The following is an 18517-nucleotide window of genomic DNA, read 5'->3' on the forward strand; positions in this document are numbered from 1 at the left end:
GCGCCCCCGTGACCTACCCGAGGACGGCCGGGACGGCGTCCTCGGCCGTCCAGTCTTCGTCGAAGAGCGCGGCAACCAGATGTGCGTGTGCTTCGGGCAGTTGGCCGGAGCGGTGTTTGGTGCGGGCCTTGGCGAGCCAGGAGCCGATCTTGACGGTGTCGCCGTCGACGCGGATCTCCTCGCGGGCGGCGGGAGCGCGTCCTTCGCGGTGCAGGAAACAGCTCCAGCAGCTGCACCGTCTGCTCGAAGGTGCGCCGGGTACGGCGGATGCTGTGGTCCTCGGTCGCACTGACCACGTTGATCGGAACCGTGACCAGGCCGAAGCTGATCGCGCCGGACCAAATCGTTCGGGGCACCACACACCCCCACCACCGTGAGCCCCGAGCACCTCCAGCCTACGAACCCCAGCAGCCCCCAGCACAGAGGTAGCCCTCCGAACGTGAAGCGGCGCGCGACCGCACCACCGGGTCGCGCGCCGCCGACATGTCACGCCAGGAGCGATCGCCCCATGGCATGGCCCTGCTGGAGGGCCGGTGGGTCAGCGACGAAAGTCGCCGTGGTGGTGACGACGGTGGCCCCAGGACTCGTCGTCGACGAAACGGCCGCGGTCGTTGCGCAAGGTGGCCGTGTCGTGGTCGTTGTTCCACACATAGGCGCGGCGGTCCTGGTAGAGGTCGGTGCGGGTGTCGCGGCCCTCACCGGTGTGGACCCGGACAGTGGCGCGGCCGGCCAGGCGGTAGTGCTCGAAGGTGTAGCTATGGCCGGACTCGTCGGTGAGAGTCCAGCCGTCGAGGTTCACGCTCTGGCGGGTGGTGTTGGTCAGCTCCACCCACTCCTTGTTCAGCGAGCGGTTGGAGCGGTCGTCGCGTCCCGGCGAGTCGTACTGGACGGCGGAGATCTCCACCTTCGCGCGCGGTCCGCGGGCGTGGTCGGCCGCGGTCGCCGGCAGCGCCGCCACCGAGACCAGAGCGCCGGCCGCGAGCGCGGCAGCGGCCAGACGGCGGGCGGTGACAGAAGCAGAAGCGGACAAGAGTCCCCCAGATGGTGCGGGCACCCCTCCCGGGCGGCCTTGCGGCCGCCGTGGAGGTAGGTGCGGTGTGCGGGTGGCGGCCGGGCTGACCGCGCTCACACACTCTGTCCACGCCGTGCGGGAGTTGGGAGGGAAACATGGGCTGTGTTACCTGTTGCCCATATTTCCGTGACTCTCGGGTGCATTCTCCATCTATGCCGATGGTGTACGAGGTTGACGGGGTGACTGCTCCTGCTCCCTTGAAACAATTGACCGGGCTCTCGGAATCGCCACACCACGCCACCCCGACACCGCGCGGACCGTCACCCGAAAGTGAGTAACAACCCCACGCCGCGTCACCGGCGGGTCGGAAGGCAAAGTCTGTGACTCTCGGAGTCCGTGCCGCGGTGTCCCTTGATCTGACAATGCAGAGTGGAGGTATCGGACCGGCCTACACAGCCCCCGACCGACCTGCGTCGTTGTGCGACTGGACATAGCGCTCCGCAGCGGGAGCGGGCTGGTGGGCGATGCCGTAGTCGCGGGCGAAGCGGTTGGCCTCGAGTGCCGAGCCGGACATCTTGTGCAGCCAGAATCCGTACGCCACCGACTCCATCTGTTCCTGCGACAGATACAGCACGTGCCGGTTCGCCCCCGCCTCAGGCCGGGCCCCGCGCACCCGCTCCTCCAGTCCATCGGCGGGCGGCACCCTCAGCCGGCCGGCGAGCGCGACGAACAGACGCAGCGCAGTCATCTGCGACGGCAGCAGCTCCACCCGCCGCAGCCCCAGTCCGGATTCATCCGGACTGGGCTGGGGACGGCAGCGGTCGTAGAGGAGGAGGTCGTGGCCGGGCGCGGTCAGGCGGGCTGCCCACCGAACGGCCCTGCCCTCCCACGCCGACAGCGCCGCACGGTCTTCCCGGTCGGCGAGCTCCGTCAGGCCGCGTTCGGCGAGATTGAAGACGCGCTGCTTGACCGGGCGGAGGTCCCAGTCCAGTGCCCAGCCGTGGTCGGCCGCCCGCTGCCGATTGGCCACCGCCTCCAGCGCCCTGACCGCGCTTTCCCCGTACGTCATCCGCATCCCCCTGGCCCGGGCCCGGGCCCCAGCAGTGCAACAGACGATGAAGCACACAGGTCACGCCTTCGCTGTCCGTGGGTCGCCTCCATGCCCGTAGAGGTCCCGCTTTGCCGGAACCAGCACAGGGCTGGAGGTGTTCAGCGCTTCACGGTGCCCATCTGCTCCGGGATCGGCTGCTGCTCGCGGGCGACGTGCTCTGCCCTGTCGCCGCGGAGCCGGGCACGGTGCTGCAGTGCTGTGAAGTCCAACCTGCCGTCGTGTCAGACCACCAGCTCGGCATCGACGACCGCCTGGACACCGAGAGCGGCTGCCGCTCGGGTGATCTCCGGGAAGGCCGGGCCAAGGCCGGCGCCGCGCCTGGACTGGAGATACGGCTCTCGGCCGGTGAAAACGAGGACGCGGAACCCGTCCGCCTTCTGCTCGTATAGCACGGGACGTGCCCCGGGCGGCGGCAGAGTCGTCACGGAGCGGGCAGCATTGGCTCGACTGGCGGTGAGAGGTGCACGTTCCACTCATACCCCCTTGGCGCCCCGCTCGCCGCCCACCGCTTCGCTCATGATGGCCGGCAACTCACAGAAACGCGTCCACCTGCGGGTGGTCCGGGTGACCGACGCCTACCCCAGACCTCGGTCCGCTGCGTCCCCTAACGAGCTACCGGGCCTTGTTCTTGTCGAACCAGATGGTGGCCGCGACGGGCACGAGCCCCGCCCAGAAGAGGAGGCGTGGCCCGGCCAGCTCTGCCCAGGCAGGTCCCGCGATCAGCATGGCGCAGAGCATGGCCCAGCCCGACTGTGCCAGGACGACACGGGCCCAGCGGCCGCGGCGGATCAGCGAGTGCACGTTGAGCTGCACCCCGGCGCGGAGCTTGCGGTACCGGCGCCAGGCGCCGAAGCCCCAGATCGCCGCCATGATCACCATGGACCACAGTCGCTGACCGATGGGCAGGGGCAGTGCCGGGGTCGGGTCGTCGTCCGAGGGGAAGAGGTTGATCATGGCGCCCGCCGTGACCAGGCAGAGCAGCGCGAGCCATCGATCGGTATATCCGTCGGCACCGCCCACGCCTACGTCACCGCCGTCGTCGGCCACCTGTCCCGCCGGGCGCCCGGCCTGCTGCGGGTCCTGCGGGAGACCGATCCCGCGCACGTCCTGCTCGACGGGACGCTCGCCGAGTGCGACCGGGTCGGCGACAGCCGGGCCGACTTCTCCCAGAAGCACCGCCGCCACGGCGTGAACGTGCAGGTCGTCGCCGATCCCGCGGGCAGGCTGCTGTGGATCTCGCCCGCACTGCCCGGCCGCACCCACGACCTGACCGCAGCCCGCACCCACCGCATCATCCGAATCTGTGAACGCCAGGGCGTTCCCGTTCTCGCCGACCGCGCCTACATCGGGGCCGGCCCCTGGGTGACCACGCCGGTCAGACGGCTCCCGCATCAGGACCTCACCGCGACTCAGCGGACGATCAACCGGGCCCTCTCGGCGGCGCGGGCGCCAGTCGAACGCAGCGTCGCGAGACTGAAGTCCTGGCGCATCTTCCGCCGGGCCCGCTGCAGCCCCAACCGCATGACGGTCATCGCCGCAGCCGTCCTCACCCTGGAGAGGCAACGCTGAAAACGCTCCCTACGTTTTTCTGCGGGATGTGGTGAGCCCCTCGTATGGTTCATCCACCCAGGGGTGCCGGGTGTGGTTCAAAATGCTCTGCCGCTTGTGGCTTTCAGTGATTGGCCGCCCGGTGCCCCACGACGACTCGGCTGCCAATTAGGAATTGCGAATGATCGCTGAGTAGGGAATCGACAGCGAGGTCGTCCGTCGGGAAGCGCCAGCAGCACACCGCGCGGAGGCACCACATGGTCATGATCTGGGCCGGCATCGACGCAGGAAAGACACACCACCACTGCGTTGCGATCGACGAGAGCGGCCGTCGGCTGCTGTCCCGACGCGTCGCCAACGACGAACCCGAACTCCTCGAACTCCTCACCGCTGTCCTGGCCCTGGGAGACGAGGTGACCTGGGGCATCGACCTGGCCGACGGCGGCGCCGCCCTGGTCATCACGATCCTGTCCAACCACGCCCAGCGGGTGTACTACATCTCCGGCCGGGCCATCCACCGTGCCTCCGAGAGCTACCGCGGCGAAGGCAAGACAGACGCCAAGGACGCCGCCGTCATCGCCGACCAGGCCCGCATCCGCCGCGACCTGCACCTCTTACGCACCGGCGACGAGACGGTCACCGACCTCAGGATCCTCACCGGCCGTCGCACGGACCTGGTCGCCGACCGCACCCGCACCGTCAACCGGCTCCGCGCCCAACTCACCGACATTTTCCCCGGTCTGGAGCGGGCTTTGGATATGACCAACACCGGCCCGCTCACCCTGCTGACCGGCTACCAGACCCCGGCCTCCCTCCGTCGGGCAGGCAAGAAACGGCTCGAAGCCTGGCTGCGCAACCGCAAGGTCCTGCGCGCCGACCGGCTCGCCGAGACCGCTCTGGAGGCTGCCGGGCGCCAGCACACCAGCCTGCCAGGGGAGAAACTGACCGCTCAGATGGTGCACACGCTCGCACGGGAAGTGATGGCCCTCAACCAGCAGATCGCCGAGCTCGACAAGACGATCGAGGCCCGATTCCGCGAACATCGGTACTTCGACGTGATCACCAGCATGCCGGGCCTGGGCGTGATCCTCGGTGCCGAGTTCCTGGCCGCGACAGGCGGTGACATGACCGCCTTCGGCACCGCAGACCGTCTCGCCGGCTTCGGCGGCGTCGCACCCGTGCCCCGCGACTCCGGCAAAATCAGCGGCAATCTCCGCCGGCCACGACGCTACAACCGCCGCCTCCAACGCGTCTTCTACATCTCCGCACTGTTCAGCATCCGTCACTGCGATGAGTCCCGCCGGTTCTACGAACGCAAACGAGCCGAAGGCAAGCGCCACATCCAGGCCGTCCTCGCCCTGGCCCGCCGCCGGGTCAACGTCCTCTGGGCCCTCCTACGCGACGGACGGACCTACGAACTCGTGCCGCCCGTCGCTCTCACGGCTTGACAGACCGCATTAGGAATCATTGATCCCCCAAGTACTGGGGTAGTGAATCAATTTTGCCGTTTATTCTCTTGGGTGACCTCCTTTACCGTCCCTTTCGTTAGTGGGCGTCTCTCCTCATTATTTGCAGGTGGTCTATGACTGCTGCTGGTTCAAGGGCAAAAAAAATGGCCTCGTGGCGTTCACGGGCCTCACTGGGGTTCTCAGTGGTTATGACAGGTCAAAGAACTGGATAATTCTGATGACGTTGCCAAGGAAGTTGATGAACTTGAAACCGAGACCGAACAGCTGGCGGACTGTGCAGCGAAGCCGGCAGGGGTTGTCCTGCTGTCCCTGGTTGGAGTCTGCGGGCTGGTCTAGGGTGTTCTGACTGTCAGTACTCATAGTAATCCTTTGTTTACGTATAGTGGTTGTTTCAGGGCAAAGTTATGCCGGAGGGTGTTGACCTCCGGCGCAAGATACAGGTGTGGCTATGATTCGAGCGATGCTTGACTTTACGGCAGGCCTCGCTGCCTTTCTCTTCTTAGTGTACACCCGGCACGGGCTTTCTGTCGACCCGTCAGGGGCCTTTCCGGGAAACCCTGAGGGCTCCCCGATGTCTTTCTCCAACACTGTCTATGACAGCCTATCAGGCACCTCTGACAGGACCCCCACGGTGCTTATCCTGAGCCTGGAAAACCGGCTATACAGCCCCTTTCCTGGAGCCCACGACCATTTCTGCAATTCGCACACGGGCGGGCTGGACCACGTAGCTGGTACGCGCGGAGCCGGGGTGCCACAGTGAGATCCCCCTGTTCGTAGGACAGGTGACTGGGCGACGGCCCATCGACTCGCTTCCTGCGGCGGGAGCCGTGCGTTCAGGCGGTGAGGTCCGGGAGGCGGTACTCGTACTTGCGGGGCCGGAGGTCTTCCTCGGCCGGCTCCCAGTCGGGGTAGTGGGAGACCGTGCCGCCACTGGCGGTGTAAGGATCGGTGGCGGTGTCGACCCTGATGTCGCTGACGACGTAGAGGTCGACGCTGTTGTCCTTGTCCCGGGCGTGCAGGACCTCGTTGATCGTGAGCTCGACGCTGGTGGCTGCACCCGTCGTGCCCTTCACCTCGACGTGGCGCTCCTCGGCGCCGCGGGTGCAGCGCAGGTCGTAGGGCTTGCCGAACTTCTCGACCGTCCAGCCCTGCCCTTCGTAGTGGGCGGTGGCGAGTTGTTCGGCGTGCTCTTCGATGGTCTTGCGCTTCTTGGGATCGGAGATGTAGCCGGCACCGCGGCGGCGGCGCTGGGGCTTCTTCTTGCCCTCGACCTGTTCGGCCGTGAAGCCCGGCGACTTGTCCAGAGGGACGTCTTCCGGGTCGGCGGGGTCGAAGGGGATGCCAGCGAGCTCCAGGAGGCGCTGGGCCGGCATCTGGACGAGCTTGCCCATGCCCCGGTCGGTGCCCGAACGCCGGATCGCGTCGCTGCCGGCCTCGGTCAGGGGGCCCTCGGGGCCCAGCGGGACGTTCTCGAGCTTGGCCAGGGGCTCGATGCCGAAGCGCTGGGGGTACTTCAGGCGCCGTTCCACCTCCTCGTCGGGCCAGTGCCACGCCTTGCCCTCGTAGAAGCCGCCGCGGACCTGGAAGAGGTAGAGGGTGGCGGTGTTCTGGAGCCAGTCGGCGAGCTGGACACGGGGGGAGGCGCCGGTGGCCAGGACGGCGAACCGGGGGCGGGCGCCGTCGTACTCGGGCTTCTTCTCGGGGAAGCCCCAGGAGAGCGTCTCGATGCCGTGCTCGAGGTTGCGCTGGGACTCGGTGCTCTGTCCGACGTGGACCATGACGAACGACGAACTCTTCATGCAGGGCATCATAAGCATGCTCTTATCGAGTGGTCGATAGATTTTGCTTTGGGGTAGCCTGCAGAGGATCAGGCGCTCAACTCGCAGCCTAGACACTGCCACTGACAACGTCTCAGCAGACCGGGGAGCCGCGTGCGGCCCCGCCGGAGCACGATGGGTCGTGGCGGGAAGCAAGGGGGGATCCGCATGTCCGAGGACTCATCGATGACCACAGCACGCGGCGTCGCAGTGCCGTCGCCGCGCGCAAGCGGTGCTGCGGCCGGAGAACCTGTGGCCGGCCTGCCGTGCGTGGCGGCGGGCCGGGTACACGAGATCGCCGCAGCGGCAAGCGACCCGGCATTCATCGACCGGTGCGTGAAGCGGTACGCGGCCGCAGGCTTCGGGGTCCCCGACGAGGCCGAGGTACGCAGCTGGCGCAACAGCTGGCCGCCGCTGCTGGAGGCGCTCGTGCGGGCGGGGCTGTCGGATCTGCAGCTGTATCTGGAGTACGGCACCCCGGGCGGAGGTCAGCGCCTGGACGCCCTGCTGGTCGGCAGTGCGGCCGAGGGTGCTCTGGGGCTCGTGGTCATCGAGTTGAAGCAATGGCACAGGGCGCGCGTCCTGGACGGGACGCGGGTGCAGCGATCGGACGGGCTGGTCACCACGCATCCCGTGCAGCAAGTCCTGGCGTACGCGAGGTTCTTCGAGTTCTGGCGGCCGCAGAAGGCGCCCGTACTGGACATCCGCGCGGCGGTGGTCCTGCACAACGCCGACCGGGAACAGGGCGAGGTTCTGCGGATCCGGGACGGTGCGGGAGCCGGCGTGCCGGTGGTGACCGGGCAGGACCTGGCCGGCACCGGCGCCGCTCTGGCCGCCCGCCTGGGGTGCGCGGGCCTGGCCGCTCCCGCACCGGACGAGGTCGGCGCGTTCGAGGAGATCGAGTGGACGCCGTCGGCCCGGCTGCTTGCCCAGGTCGGTGACGCGCTCAAGGGGCAGACGACCTTCGCGCTCGTCGGTGACCAGCAGCGTGCCTACGTACAGATCCGCGCCCTCGTCACCGCCCTGCTGGAGGGAGACGCCCGGGGCGCGGTCGTCACCGTGAGCGGCGGACCGGGCAGCGGCAAGACCGCGCTCGCGGTGCGACTGCTCGGCTACCTGATGCTTCACCGGGAAAAGAGCCGGCCGCGGTTCGTCACGCCCTCGGGAACCCTGCGCACTCACCTGCTCGAAGCCGCCGGCGGACAGGCGCAGGCCCGTGACCTGTTTCCACCCGTCTCCTCCCTGTACAGCACCGCACAGCACGCCGGGTCCGTCATCATCGACGAAGCCCAGCGCATGGCCAGGTCTGACGACAGGCTGGCACCTGCCCTGGCCGAGGTCCTACGCAAGGTGCCGCTGGCCGTGGTGTTCCTCGACGAACGCCAGATCATCCGCCCCGGCGAAGGCACCACCGTGGACGAACTGCGCGCTGCCGCCCGGGCCATGGGACGGGCCCACCACCACCTCGAGCTGAAAGGCTCGTTCCGCTGCAACGGCTCCGCCGCCTACACCGCCTGGGTCGACGCCCTCTTGTACGGCACCCCTCAGGCATGGCACGGACACCGCGGCTACGACCTTGGTCTCGCCGACGACCCCTTCCAGCTCCAGCAGTGGACCGAAGAGGCCACCGCCGCCGGACACACCGCCCGCACCACCGCCGGGTTCTGCTGGACCTGGACCCGCACCCGCCCCCGCAACGCCACCACCCTCCCCCTCGACATCACCATCGACATCCCCGCCACCGCCATGAACCCGGCACGAACCTGGAACGCCGCATGGAACGCCGCCGACACCCTCACCGACCCCGACGGCAACCCCCTCGCCCCCCACAACCAGCTCTGGGCCACCCACACCGGCGGACACCAGCAGATCGGCTGCATCTACAGCGCCCAAGGCCTCGAATACCACCACGCCGGCGTCATCATCGGCCCCGACCTCACCTGGACGAACGACCACTGGACCGCCCACCCCCACCGCAGCCGCGACCCCAAACTCCGCCACCTCACCCCCGACCAATACCTCCCCTACGCCCTCAACACCTACCGCGTCCTCCTCACCCGCGGCACCCACACCACCCGTATCCACGCCACCCACCCCCGCACCCACCACATGCTCACTGGCCTTATCGGTCCTGGTAAGTAGCCTCAGACGTGAAAAAGCGCCGGACCTTGGGTCCGGCGCTGATTTTCACGTACGTCTGCCGTACGTTCGGCTACCGCTTGTCGTGGCGGTTGCCGAACAGGACGTGGACAACGGGCAGGGCCCCGATCACCACGGCCAGGGTCCAGATCCCCTGCCAGGGCATCTGGAGGTCCACGGAGATCTTGAGCATCACCAGGGGGCCGACGATGGAGCCCACGAGACCCAGGATGCGGGTCGAGGCGTTGATCATCTGCTTGGTGTGAGGGCCCGGGACACGCATCCCGGCCTTGAACTGCGCCTTGGTGACCTCAATGGTCACCTGCGCATCGTTGCTGGGCACCTCGTCCTGGCCGACGGGGGTCGTCCAGATCTGCGCTTCGGCCTGGGCCGACGGCTGCTCGCCGCCGCGGCCCGGAACACCGGCCTGTGCAGAGTTGTCGATCATAGGGCTGGAACCTCCAAGAGGCGGCGATCGAACCTGCGCACCGCGAATCGGCACGCGACTCAGCTCGATCAGTCATCCCAGCCAGCTGCTCGCCCCTACGTGTCGTAGAGGGCCGAGTAACGGGCTAGAAATCTCCCGCCCAACCGCTGGCATGGATGAAGCCGCATCGCGGATCCCTTCTGATCAATTTCGCTGCACGGCGGTTGCCGCGACCACAGCATACATGAATCGGACCTAGTACTCACCCACGGATCACCAGATTGGTCACAGCCTCAGAACTGCACTCGGCCGCCGGCGATCAGCCAGCACCGAGGCCACAGTCGTCCTGAACGCTTCCGGGCAACGCCTTCAAGGCACCCGAACCGTCTCCTTGGCAGGCTGCCCCCTTGAGTACCCCGCCAGGCAGGTGGAGCGATTCACCTGCCTGACCGTGCACACCTGAACTATCGGAGCGCACCCGTCCCGACAGTTTGGAGCACCAATATGGTGCCTTCTGGGTGCAGAGATGTCATGATGGAGGAGTAAGGGGTGCCCCCAACAGGCACCTGCCCCCCTTAAGGAGGCCGACATGGCACGTCAGGCAGACAAGCTTCATGCCGTACGCACGGAGAGCGAGCGCTTCACCGTCACACTCATCGCCACAGCAGCTCAGGCCGTCGCCACGCTCATGCACCTCACCGGCCTGTCAAAGACCGACGTCATCAACCGGGCCGTACAGGTCTACGCCTTCCTCGCCCAGCAAATGGCCGAAGGCAAGGAAATCCTCCTGCGCGACGAAGAAGGCAACACAGAACGAGTCCACATCGTCTGAGCAGCATGGCAGCCCTCACCTGGTCGACCGCAGCGACGCCATCCGCCCGCACCCAAAGGCCAGACTCCCGACCACCCCAGCCCCCGCAGGTGCGCCGATGACCGGCGCTACGGTCCGGTCATGGACTGGGACTTCGCCGACGACGAGCTCTTCTTCTGCGGCGGGTGCGGCGACGACGACACCCCCGACCCGCGGGTCCCGGTCAGGACCACACGCTGTGCGTCCGCTGCGACAGGGCCGAGCGGCAGGTTCGCCGGTACCGGATCACCGTGCTGCGGAGGAACGCCATCATGCGCTTGCAGGGCGACGTCTGCGCCCTTTGCCAGCAAGCCCCGCCGCATGCCGTCAGCTTCTGGCATAGCGACCACGACCACCGCTGCTGTCCGTCCGCTCTGCAACGCCACCCGCCTGCCCGCCTACGAACGCCTTCCCTTAAGCCCTCCGCGACAGCCCCCGCTTCAACACCTACCTCGCCAGCCCGCCCGCCCGGCACCCTGAGGCCCGTCCCACCCCGGGGGACCGCACAAGCCCCCGCAACTCGTACAGCCCCATCATCGACGCCCACTTCACTGCCGCCGACCATCCCGAGGAAAACACCCTCGGTCCCTAAACGCCGCCGTCCCCTTGACTGGCGGCCGGCCGTGTCAGCCCTCGGGCCCGGGGCGGGGTCGCGACGTTCGCCCACCCCGCGCGCAAGGCCAGGCACATCGCCTTCGCGGGCAGCGGGGCACGGTGGCCGTCATGCCGCGGCAGCTGCGCCGGTCGATCCGAAGACGTCGTCGAAGCGGTGCGCCTGCTCTGTGCGGACGAGGTGGAAGGCGCCGCTGCGGTGGCGCAGGGCGTGGGCGGTGTAGTGGACCACCTCGGCCGGCGTGAGCACTTTCAGGTCGCCGAAGACGTAGTACAGCGGGGTCGGGGCGTGGGCCGCGGTGAAGACGAGGCCGGCGTTGACGGTGTCGGTGCTGATGGCGTAGCGGTCGGTGTCGGTGCTGGGCATGCGGTCTTTGGCGTCGATGGTGATCAGGTCGCTGCCGCGGGCGGCGATCAGGTCGGGGAAGTGCCGTAGGGCGGAGCGGGTTCGGCGCAGGGCTTCTTGCACGGCGGGCGGGTAGGTGCCCTGTCCGCAGGGATGGACGTTCCAGCCGCGTGCTCGCAGAGCGGCCGCTACGCGGTGTTCGTGTGCATCGCCTATCGCTTTGCGGTCCTGCCACTGCCTCACCGCGGCGCCCCCCTCGAGTAAGTCCAGCAACCCACATCAGTGATACGAAGCGTTCACTGTTCGTACTACCCCTCCGATGGTTATGATGCCCCTCATGGCGGCATACGTTGACCCACGCTTTCGTCCCACGCTCTGGCCCGGGACGCCCGTGCCGACACCGGAGTTGATGCCTCTTCGCGGAGCGCGGGCCGACGGCGAGTGGATCGTCTGGACCCCGCAGGCCCGTTCCCGCTCGCACACGGTCCCCGTGCCGGAGGACTTCTACCTGCGCGAGTTCATGGAGGTCGACCCCGAGGACCTCGACGCCGTGGCCGCCTTGATGCGCGCCTACGGACACCTCGGCGGCAGCATCGACACCGGGAGCTGGGACGTCGATGTGTACGAGCGGCTCAAGGAGCTCACCGAGCGCGAGCACCCCCGCGCGCCGTTCGCCCTGCACGGCGAACTGGCCACGCTCTATGTGACGGAGGCCCAGGCGGCCATCACCACATGGCTGGCCCTGCGCCGCGAGGGCGGGCTCGACGCGCTCGTCGAGCCTGAGGTCTGCGAGGAAGAACTGGCCCGGTGGCGTGCCGAGAACACACACCAGGAGGAGGTGTGGCCGCGCGACCTGGACCACCTGCGCGAGCTCGCCCTGGAATTCAGGATCATGCAATTGGAGAGTGAGCTGAACGCCGCCCTGAAGCGGTTCAGCATCGGCATCGGCGGCCTGGACGACCGCTACCCCACCATCCTCGCCGTGGCGTTCCTCCAGCTCTACAACCACCTCGCCGAGGACGCCACCATCCGCGAGTGCGCCAACGAGACCTGCCGCCGCAGCTTCGTACGCCAGCGCGGCCGCGCCGAGTACGGGCAGAACCGCACCAGCGGCATCAAGTACTGCACCCGCGAATGCGCCCGCGCCCAGGCGCAGCGCGAACTGCGCCGGCGCCGCAAGCAGCAGACTCCCCCGCTACAGCAGCCGCCGCCCCAGAGCCCGGAGCAGCAGGACAGCCCCGAGCCTGCCGGCCAGGCGGGAGATGCGTCGTGATCAGTCTTCGGGAACACCAGGCGGAGGCCGTCTCGCAGATCCGCGCGTGGGCGGGCTTCCCCGTACGGTCATCCGCGCCTGCCCAGGGGCTGCGTGCAACGGTGGTCTCCGCGACCGGCTCCGGAAAGACGATCACGGCCGCGTGGGCTGCGCTGGAGTGCTTCCGTGGCGGGTGGATCCTCGTCATGGTCCCCACCCTCGATCTGCTCGTGCAGACCGCCCAGGCGTGGCGGAGGGTCGGTCACAACGGGCCGATGGTCGCGGTGTGCTCGCTGGAGAAGGACGACGTCCTGGAGCAGTTGGGCGTACGGACGACCACCCACCCGATCCAGCTGGCGCTGTGGGCGGGGCACGGGCCGGCGGTGGTGTTCGCGACGTACGCCTCGCTCGTGGACCGCGAGGATCCCGAGGACATCACGGGCGGGGCGAAGGTACGCGGGCCGCTGGAGGCCGCTCTGGCCGGCGGGGAGCGGCTGTACGGACAGTCAATGGCCCCGTTCGACCTCGCTGTCGTCGACGAAGCCCACTCAACCGCCGGTGATCTTGGGCGGCCGTGGGCGGCTGTCCACGACACACCCGCATCTCGGCGGACTTCCGGCTCTACCTCACCGCCACCCCCCGCATCCTCGCCCCGCCCCGCCCGCAGCGCGGCCGGGAAGGGCGGGAGCTGGAGATCGCCACCATGGCGTCCGACCCGGACGGCCCGTACGGCGAGTGGATCTACGAACTCGGACTGTCCGAGGCGATCGAACGGGGCATCCTCGCCGGGTTCGAGATCGACGTGCTGGAGATCCACGATCCCTCCCCCGTCCTCGGGGAGTCGGAGGAAGCGCAGCGGGGTCGGCGCCTCGCTCTGCTGCAGACGGCGCTCCTGGAGCACGCCGCCTCGCGGAACCTGCGCACGGTCATGACCTTCCACCAACGGGTGGAGGAGGCGATGGCGTTCGCGGAGAAGATGCCGCAGACGGCCGCCGAGCTGTACGCGGCCGAGGTCTCCCACGATGTTCTGGCCGACGCGGACTTGCTGCCGAAGTCGTCGATCGACGCGGAGTTCTACCAGCTTGAGGCCAGCCGCCACGTACCGCCGGACCGTGTCTGGTCGGCATGGCTGTGCGGTGACCACCTCGTCGCCGAACGCCGGGAGGTCCTGCGCCAGTTCGCCGACGGCATCGATGCCGGCAACAAGCGCGTGCACCGGGCTTTCCTGGCCAGCGTGCGGGTCCTGGGCGAGGGCGTCGACATCGTCGGCGAGCGCGGCGTGGAGGCGATCTGCTTCGCCGACACCCGCGGCTCCCAGGTCGAGATCGTCCAGAACATCGGCCGTGCACTGCGACCGAACCCCGACGGCACGGCCAAGACCGCCCGGATCATCGTGCCCGTCTTCCTCCAGCCCGGCGAGGACCCGACCGACATGGTCGCCTCCGCCTCGTTCACACCCCTCGTAGCCGTCCTCCAAGGCCTGCGCTCGCACTCGGAACGCCTCGTCGAACAGCTCGCCAGCCGGGCGCTGAGCAGCGGGCAACGGCACGTGCACCTGAAGCGGGACGAGGACGGGCGGATTGTCGGGGCCGGCGGCGAAGTGGGCGAGGACCAGGAGCAGGACGACACCGACGCCGCTGCCGAGTCCGCGCTGCTGCGCTTCTCCTCTCCCCGGGACGCCGCCACGATCGCCGCGTTCCTGCGCACGCGGGTCTTCCGGCCCGAGTCCCTGGTCTGGCTGGAGGGCTACCAGGCCCTGCTGCACTGGCGGAAAGACAACCACATCACCGGCCTGTACGCAGTCCCCTACGACACCGAGACCGAGGCCGGCGTCACCAAGGCGTTCCCCCTGGGGCGGTGGGTCCACCAGCAGCGGCGCGTGTACCGCGCAGGCGAACTCGATCCCCACCGCAAGACCCTCCTCGACGAAGCCGGAATGGTGTGGGAACCCGGCGAGGAAGCCTGGGAGACCAAACTCGCAGTTCTGCGCTCGTACAGGCGGGCACACGGCCACCTCGCCCCCAGACGCGACGCCCTATGGGGCAACGCCGACAGTGAACTGGTGCCGGTCGGGGAACACATGGCCAACCTCCGCCGCAAAGACGGCCTCGGCAAGAACCCCGAACGCGCCGCGATGCGGGCGGCGCAGCTGGCCGCCATCGACCCCGACTGGAACTGCCCCTGGCCACTGGACTGGCAACGCCACCACCGCGTCCTCGTCGACCTCGCCACCGACGAACCCCACAGCCGACTCCCAGACATCCAGCCCGGCGTGCAATTCGAAGGAGACGACCTCGGCAAATGGCTCCAGCGACAACGCCGCAGCTGGGCGGAACTCTCCGAGGAACAGCAGCAACGGCTGACCGCGCTGGGGGTAACACCCGCCGAACCGCCCACACCGACCCCGTCCGCGAAGGGTGGGGGGAAGGCAGCAGCCTTCCAACGCGGTCTCGCGGCCCTCGCCCAGTGGATCCAGCGCGAGGGCGCCCACAAGGCAGTACCAAGAGGACACGTCGAAGCCGTCGTCATCGACGGCCAGGAACACCAGCACAAGCTCGGCGTATGGATCTCCAACACCAAAACCCGCCGCGACAAACTCACCCACGACCAACGCACCGCACTCGCCGCACTCGGAGTCGAGTGGGCTTAGCAGCAGGGTCTGTCGGGTTGCTGAAGCGTGGCGTGTCCTGCGGGGCGCCTGGACACGCCCTCAGCGGTTCGTGTTCTCCTCCCGGATCATCCGTCGGAGGCTGGTGCGTGCTGCCGCCAGATCTGTTTCCAGGGTGCCCGCGCGGGCCTGGAGCCGGTGGTTGTCGTCGGTGGCCTGCTGGAGGCTGTCTTCGAGCCGTTGGTTGTTCCGGGTAAGTTCGTCGACGCGTTCGGTCAGGTTCCTGGTGTCGAGGGCGTCGAGTTGCTGTCCCAGCTGGTGCTGGACGGCCTGCCGCATACGGTCTCTGTCTTCCCTTAGGGTCCGGATCTCCTGCCTGGCGAGCTCAAGTTCTGTGCGCAACGTGGCGGTGGTGCTGCGGGTGCGGGCGGGCGAGGGGGTGGTGGGGTGCTGGCGTTGTTGTGCGGCTTCGATGTGCTCGCGGATGCCTTCGGTGTAGGTGAGCCATGTGGAGACGCCGGCGGTGCGGGCGACCGCGGTGTGCGTGATCTTCTTGCCCTGTTGTTCCAGGGTGGTGAGTGCGGTCAGGGCTCGCTGGCGTTTGTCGAGGCTGGTGCGGCGGCGGGCCTGGGCGAGGGTGTGCGGGTTGCCGTGGGGGTTCATGCCGGGTCCGTCCTGGAGACGACGGTGAGCGGCAGGAGGGTGTGGGTGTTGCCGGCTCGGGCTTTGCGCAGGATGGTGCTGGCTTCCTCGATCTCCTAGCGTTCTGCGGCGGGGAGGGCGGCGAGGCGGCGCTGCATACGGTCGGTGACCTGCTCGTAGGCGGTGATCTGGGCGGTGAAGGCGGTGATGACGAATTCGGCGGCGTCCATAGCCTGGGCGGTTTCGCGGTCGGCGCGCAGTTCGTTGATGTGCTGTTCGATCGCCGGGAGGTAGGAGGGGTCGGGGCGGTAGAAGCCGCAGCCGGCGCACTGGAAGCGGATGGGGCAGGAGCCGCCTGCGGCTTTGACGTTGCTGGGTTCGGTGCATCCGCCGTAGGGGACGGCGACGGAGCGCAGCTCGTAGGCGGTCTCGGAGCTGGGGCTGGGGTGGCCGTGGTTGTCGACGACGTGGGCGGCGAGCTTGGTGACGGCGTCGCGTTTTCGTTTCAGGGAGACGGTGTAGTAGCGCTGGGTGGTGCTCACCGACTTGTGGTCCATCAGTTCGCGCAGGACGTCGAGTGGGGTTCCGGCGTCAGCGTGGCGTTGTGCGTAGGAGTGGCGGAAGGCGTAGGCGTAGATGAGGGAGCGGTCGAAAGGCAGTGGGTTGCCTTGTGTGTCGGTGCCTTCGCCGTGCAGGTGGGGGATGGAGTCGATCCAGTCGCGCAGGGTCTCGCCGAGGTAGCTGGTGTGCAGGTAGGGGCGGGTGGCGAGGTGGGTGAGGGCGGGGAAGAGGTAGTCGGTGCCGGTGGGTGGAAGACTGGTGTGGAGCTGTTCTCGGCGTTCTTGCCAGGTACGGATGGCCTGGGCGGTGGACGTGGTGATGGGCAGGCGTCGGCGGTGGCGGCGGGCCTTGTGGTTGTTCCAGATCAGGGAGATCTGGTCGTTGCGGGTCTCCAGGCAGTCGCGGGGCAGGGAGCAGACTTCCAGGGGCCGCCGGCCGGTGTCTCTGAGCAGGATGTACAGCGTGCGGTACATCAGCTTCAGGTCGTCGGGGGCGAGGGTGCGCTGGCCGCGGGCCCGGCCCTGGCCGAGGAGGTGGAGGTGGGAGTCAAGCTGGCGGATCACCGGTTCGGGGATCGCCTTGCCGATCTCATCCTCGTTGGCCTCCTGCTCAGGGATGCGGTGGAGGGCGGGGTCACGGACGAAGGCGGCCGAGAGGTCGTCCGCGGCGCCCGAGCGGCGGCCGTAGTCGATCAGGGCGAAGAAGTGGCTGGCGATGGACATGCGGTAGTTCCAGCCGACCGGGGATCGAGATGACCTCGCAGCCACGCAGCCCATCCCCCGCCGTCGAGATCCACTGCGTTTTCGGAGCGCGGTGCGGGCAACCGCGACAGTGCGGACGAGATGCTGCTCATCGACGCTCCTTCAGGGAACCGACGCGTTCGACCGCTGCCCGCGCCTCGGCGTCGTTGACGTGCCGGTAGCGCTCCATCGACAACGGCGAGGCCTGGCCCAGGAGCCGCTGCACCACATCGCGGTCGACGCCGTCACGCAGCCAGCGGGTCGCCGCCGAGTGACGCAGCATGTGCGGACGGCACGCCTGCCCCACGGCGCGGGCCAGCCGGTCGAACATCTCCTTGGCATTCGGGTACGACATCGCCCGGCCCAGCGGGGGCCGGAACAGATTCACGAACACCATCTCCGACTCCGCCGCCTCGGCTACCCGGTCGCGTTCGTACTGGTAGTCGGTGTAGAGCGCGATCAGATCGGCGGTGACCGGCACGAAGCGATGACGGCGGGACTTCGCCAGAGCCCTGTTGGGATTGTCGGTGCGGCGGCGGACATGCACGTGCGGACCCTCCACGCCGCAGCCCACCACGCGCGAGGAAGCCAGCAGATGCATGTCGCCGCGGTGCAGCCCGAGCGCCTCACCGATCCGCAGCCCCGTACACGCCAGCAGCGCGACCAGGAAACGGTCCCTGGCACTCGGCGCCGCAGCGACCATCCGGCGGATCTGCTCATCGCTGAGGTCCTCATAGCCCGGCTCGGTGACCTTAAAGCGGAACGCGGCCGCCTCAACCTGGCGCCGCTGGCCCGATTCGCCGGTATCGAAGCCGGGCGGGGTGAAGCGCAACAACTTCGGCCGGGACAGCAACGCCGTCGTATCGGCCGGCACCCAGCCGTGCACGGCGCCGAACCGCAGGAACTCCCCCACCACCGTCAGCACGGCGTTCGCCGTGCCCTGCGACCGGTAACGGACAGAACCGGGCCGCACCTGGTCGGCGCGGGGCGGGAGAGGCGTCTCGATCAGCCACTGCTGCAGTCTGGCCAGATCCAGAAAGCCGGGAGTTCGCCAGTCCAGCCGCCGTATTCGGCAGTAACTCAAGTACAGAGCGACCCGCCCGGCATACGCGCGCTCGGTGTTCGGCGAACACCCCCGCGCTCGCAACGACGCCAGGAACGCCACGGCCTCGGCCTGCAGGTCGAATGAGTCGGCGTCGACCACCACCCACCGCGCCACACCGGTCACCGGAGAAACAGCACGCTCCGCCACAAACTCGGCATCCACGTAACAAACACAACCACCACGCCAAGCATCGCGTACCGCACTCCGATGAGTGCCATCCATGCAGGCGACAACCCAAACAAACATCCCTCACCCCTGGCCCTCCCCCGAGATAATCG

Annotated in this window: 16 protein-coding genes and 3 pseudogenes; 7 read left to right on the forward strand and 12 right to left on the reverse strand. The window is 68.3% G+C overall.

Features of this window, described 5'->3' with window-relative positions; translation table 11 throughout:
- Nucleotides 1-13: 13 nt before the first annotated feature.
- The 6 genes and pseudogenes from ACZ7DE_RS39060 to ACZ7DE_RS39085 form a co-directional block, all read right to left on the reverse strand.
- Nucleotides 14-289, reverse strand: a complete 276-nt coding sequence (locus tag ACZ7DE_RS39060; protein ID WP_470769176.1) for a hypothetical protein — start codon at nt 287-289, stop codon at nt 14-16.
- Nucleotides 264-356, reverse strand: a pseudogene (locus ACZ7DE_RS39065) (Ku protein); the annotation flags it as partial. The gene ACZ7DE_RS39060 and the pseudogene ACZ7DE_RS39065, both read right to left, overlap by 26 nt.
- 182 nt (nt 357-538) lie before the next feature.
- Entirely contained in the window at nt 539-1030 is a 492-nt protein-coding gene (locus ACZ7DE_RS39070; protein ID WP_470769136.1) for a lamin tail domain-containing protein, read from the reverse strand.
- A 430-nt stretch (nt 1031-1460) separates the two neighbouring features.
- Nucleotides 1461-2081, reverse strand: a complete 621-nt coding sequence (locus ACZ7DE_RS39075; protein ID WP_470769137.1) for a DUF6417 family protein — start codon at nt 2079-2081, stop codon at nt 1461-1463.
- A gap of 263 nt (nt 2082-2344) precedes the next feature.
- On the reverse strand, nt 2345-2596 hold the full coding sequence (locus ACZ7DE_RS39080) for an ATP-dependent DNA ligase (RefSeq protein ID WP_470769138.1): 252 nt from the start codon (nt 2594-2596) through the stop codon (nt 2345-2347).
- 139 nt (nt 2597-2735) lie between these two features.
- Nucleotides 2736-2936 carry a hypothetical protein gene (locus ACZ7DE_RS39085; RefSeq protein ID WP_470769139.1) on the reverse strand — a complete coding sequence of 67 codons (201 nt, stop codon included), beginning with the start codon at nt 2934-2936 and terminating at the stop codon, nt 2736-2738.
- A 180-nt stretch (nt 2937-3116) separates the two neighbouring features.
- Between ACZ7DE_RS39085 and ACZ7DE_RS39090 the strand changes: the two are divergent.
- Both ACZ7DE_RS39090 and ACZ7DE_RS39095 read left to right on the forward strand, forming a co-directional pair.
- Nucleotides 3117-3692, forward strand: a pseudogene (locus ACZ7DE_RS39090) (HARBI1 family protein); the annotation flags it as partial.
- A 236-nt stretch (nt 3693-3928) separates the two neighbouring features.
- Nucleotides 3929-5119, forward strand: coding sequence for an IS110 family RNA-guided transposase (locus tag ACZ7DE_RS39095; protein WP_470769140.1), 1191 nt, complete (start codon nt 3929-3931; stop codon nt 5117-5119).
- 854 nt (nt 5120-5973) lie between these two features.
- On the opposite strand, the gene ACZ7DE_RS39100 is transcribed toward ACZ7DE_RS39095, so the two are convergent.
- Nucleotides 5974-6939: a protein NO VEIN domain-containing protein gene (locus tag ACZ7DE_RS39100; protein WP_470769141.1), complete on the reverse strand. Its 966-nt coding sequence runs from the start codon at nt 6937-6939 to the stop codon at nt 5974-5976.
- Nucleotides 6940-7293: 354 nt separating this feature from the next.
- Here ACZ7DE_RS39100 and ACZ7DE_RS39105 point away from each other — a divergent pair, with 354 nt between their 5' ends.
- Nucleotides 7294-9099 carry a DNA/RNA helicase domain-containing protein gene (locus tag ACZ7DE_RS39105; RefSeq protein WP_470769142.1) on the forward strand — a complete coding sequence of 602 codons (1806 nt, stop codon included), beginning with the start codon at nt 7294-7296 and terminating at the stop codon, nt 9097-9099.
- A 70-nt stretch (nt 9100-9169) separates the two neighbouring features.
- Here ACZ7DE_RS39105 and ACZ7DE_RS39110 read toward each other — a convergent pair whose 3' ends face one another.
- On the reverse strand, nt 9170-9544 hold the full coding sequence (locus ACZ7DE_RS39110; RefSeq protein WP_470769143.1) for a hypothetical protein: 375 nt from the start codon (nt 9542-9544) through the stop codon (nt 9170-9172).
- A 568-nt stretch (nt 9545-10112) separates the two neighbouring features.
- On the opposite strand from ACZ7DE_RS39110, the gene ACZ7DE_RS39115 reads away from it, so the two are divergent.
- Together ACZ7DE_RS39115 and ACZ7DE_RS39120 are read left to right on the forward strand one after the other, a co-directional pair.
- Complete coding sequence (locus tag ACZ7DE_RS39115) at nt 10113-10355, forward strand: hypothetical protein (RefSeq protein WP_470769144.1); 243 nt, start codon at nt 10113-10115, stop codon at nt 10353-10355.
- Nucleotides 10356-10519: 164 nt separating this feature from the next.
- Nucleotides 10520-11209: an endonuclease domain-containing protein gene (locus ACZ7DE_RS39120; protein ID WP_470769145.1), complete on the forward strand. Its 690-nt coding sequence runs from the start codon at nt 10520-10522 to the stop codon at nt 11207-11209.
- On the opposite strand, the gene ACZ7DE_RS39125 is transcribed toward ACZ7DE_RS39120, so the two are convergent.
- Nucleotides 11095-11574 (reverse strand): hypothetical protein, encoded by a 480-nt coding sequence (locus ACZ7DE_RS39125; RefSeq protein WP_470769146.1) that lies wholly within the window; start codon nt 11572-11574, stop codon nt 11095-11097. The genes ACZ7DE_RS39120 and ACZ7DE_RS39125 overlap by 115 nt on opposite strands.
- A gap of 166 nt (nt 11575-11740) precedes the next feature.
- On the opposite strand from ACZ7DE_RS39125, the gene ACZ7DE_RS39130 reads away from it, so the two are divergent.
- Together ACZ7DE_RS39130 and ACZ7DE_RS39135 are read left to right on the forward strand one after the other, a co-directional pair.
- Nucleotides 11741-12604, forward strand: coding sequence for a hypothetical protein (locus ACZ7DE_RS39130; RefSeq protein WP_470769147.1), 864 nt, complete (start codon nt 11741-11743; stop codon nt 12602-12604).
- Nucleotides 12601-15233 (forward strand): annotated as a pseudogene (locus tag ACZ7DE_RS39135) (helicase associated domain-containing protein). Before ACZ7DE_RS39130 ends, ACZ7DE_RS39135 begins: the two are co-directional and overlap by 4 nt.
- 60 nt (nt 15234-15293) lie before the next feature.
- On the opposite strand, the gene ACZ7DE_RS39140 reads toward ACZ7DE_RS39135, so the two are convergent.
- The 3 genes from ACZ7DE_RS39140 to ACZ7DE_RS39150 all read right to left on the reverse strand — a co-directional run bounded on the left by ACZ7DE_RS39140 (nt 15294) and on the right by ACZ7DE_RS39150 (nt 18401).
- The gene (locus tag ACZ7DE_RS39140; RefSeq protein ID WP_470769148.1) at nt 15294-15854 is read right to left on the reverse strand and encodes a DUF6262 family protein; all 561 of its coding nucleotides are present in this window, start codon (nt 15852-15854) and stop codon (nt 15294-15296) included.
- 95 nt (nt 15855-15949) lie between these two features.
- The gene (locus tag ACZ7DE_RS39145) at nt 15950-17116 is read right to left on the reverse strand and encodes a tyrosine-type recombinase/integrase (RefSeq protein WP_470769149.1); all 1167 of its coding nucleotides are present in this window, start codon (nt 17114-17116) and stop codon (nt 15950-15952) included.
- A 127-nt stretch (nt 17117-17243) separates the two neighbouring features.
- Complete coding sequence (locus ACZ7DE_RS39150) at nt 17244-18401, reverse strand: tyrosine-type recombinase/integrase (protein WP_470769150.1); 1158 nt, start codon at nt 18399-18401, stop codon at nt 17244-17246.
- Nucleotides 18402-18517: the final 116 nt, after the last annotated feature.

The sequence above is a fragment of the Streptomyces sp. NPDC037083 genome, assembly GCF_055606485.1.

What these genes read in the sequence shown, in the direction of transcription:
- ACZ7DE_RS39075 (WP_470769137.1), bottom strand. Translation starts at nt 2,081, where the DNA reads ATGACGTACGGGGAAAGCGCGGTCAGGGCGCTGGAGGCGGTGGCCAAT.
- ACZ7DE_RS39095 (WP_470769140.1), top strand. Translation starts at nt 3,929, where the DNA reads ATGGTCATGATCTGGGCCGGCATCGACGCAGGAAAGACACACCACCAC.
- ACZ7DE_RS39100 (WP_470769141.1), bottom strand. Translation starts at nt 6,939, where the DNA reads ATGAAGAGTTCGTCGTTCGTCATGGTCCACGTCGGACAGAGCACCGAG.
- ACZ7DE_RS39110 (WP_470769143.1), bottom strand. Translation starts at nt 9,544, where the DNA reads ATGATCGACAACTCTGCACAGGCCGGTGTTCCGGGCCGCGGCGGCGAG.
- ACZ7DE_RS39115 (WP_470769144.1), top strand. Translation starts at nt 10,113, where the DNA reads ATGGCACGTCAGGCAGACAAGCTTCATGCCGTACGCACGGAGAGCGAG.
- ACZ7DE_RS39130 (WP_470769147.1), top strand. Translation starts at nt 11,741, where the DNA reads ATGCCTCTTCGCGGAGCGCGGGCCGACGGCGAGTGGATCGTCTGGACC.
- ACZ7DE_RS39140 (WP_470769148.1), bottom strand. Translation starts at nt 15,854, where the DNA reads ATGAACCCCCACGGCAACCCGCACACCCTCGCCCAGGCCCGCCGCCGC.
- ACZ7DE_RS39145 (WP_470769149.1), bottom strand. Translation starts at nt 17,116, where the DNA reads ATGTCCATCGCCAGCCACTTCTTCGCCCTGATCGACTACGGCCGCCGC.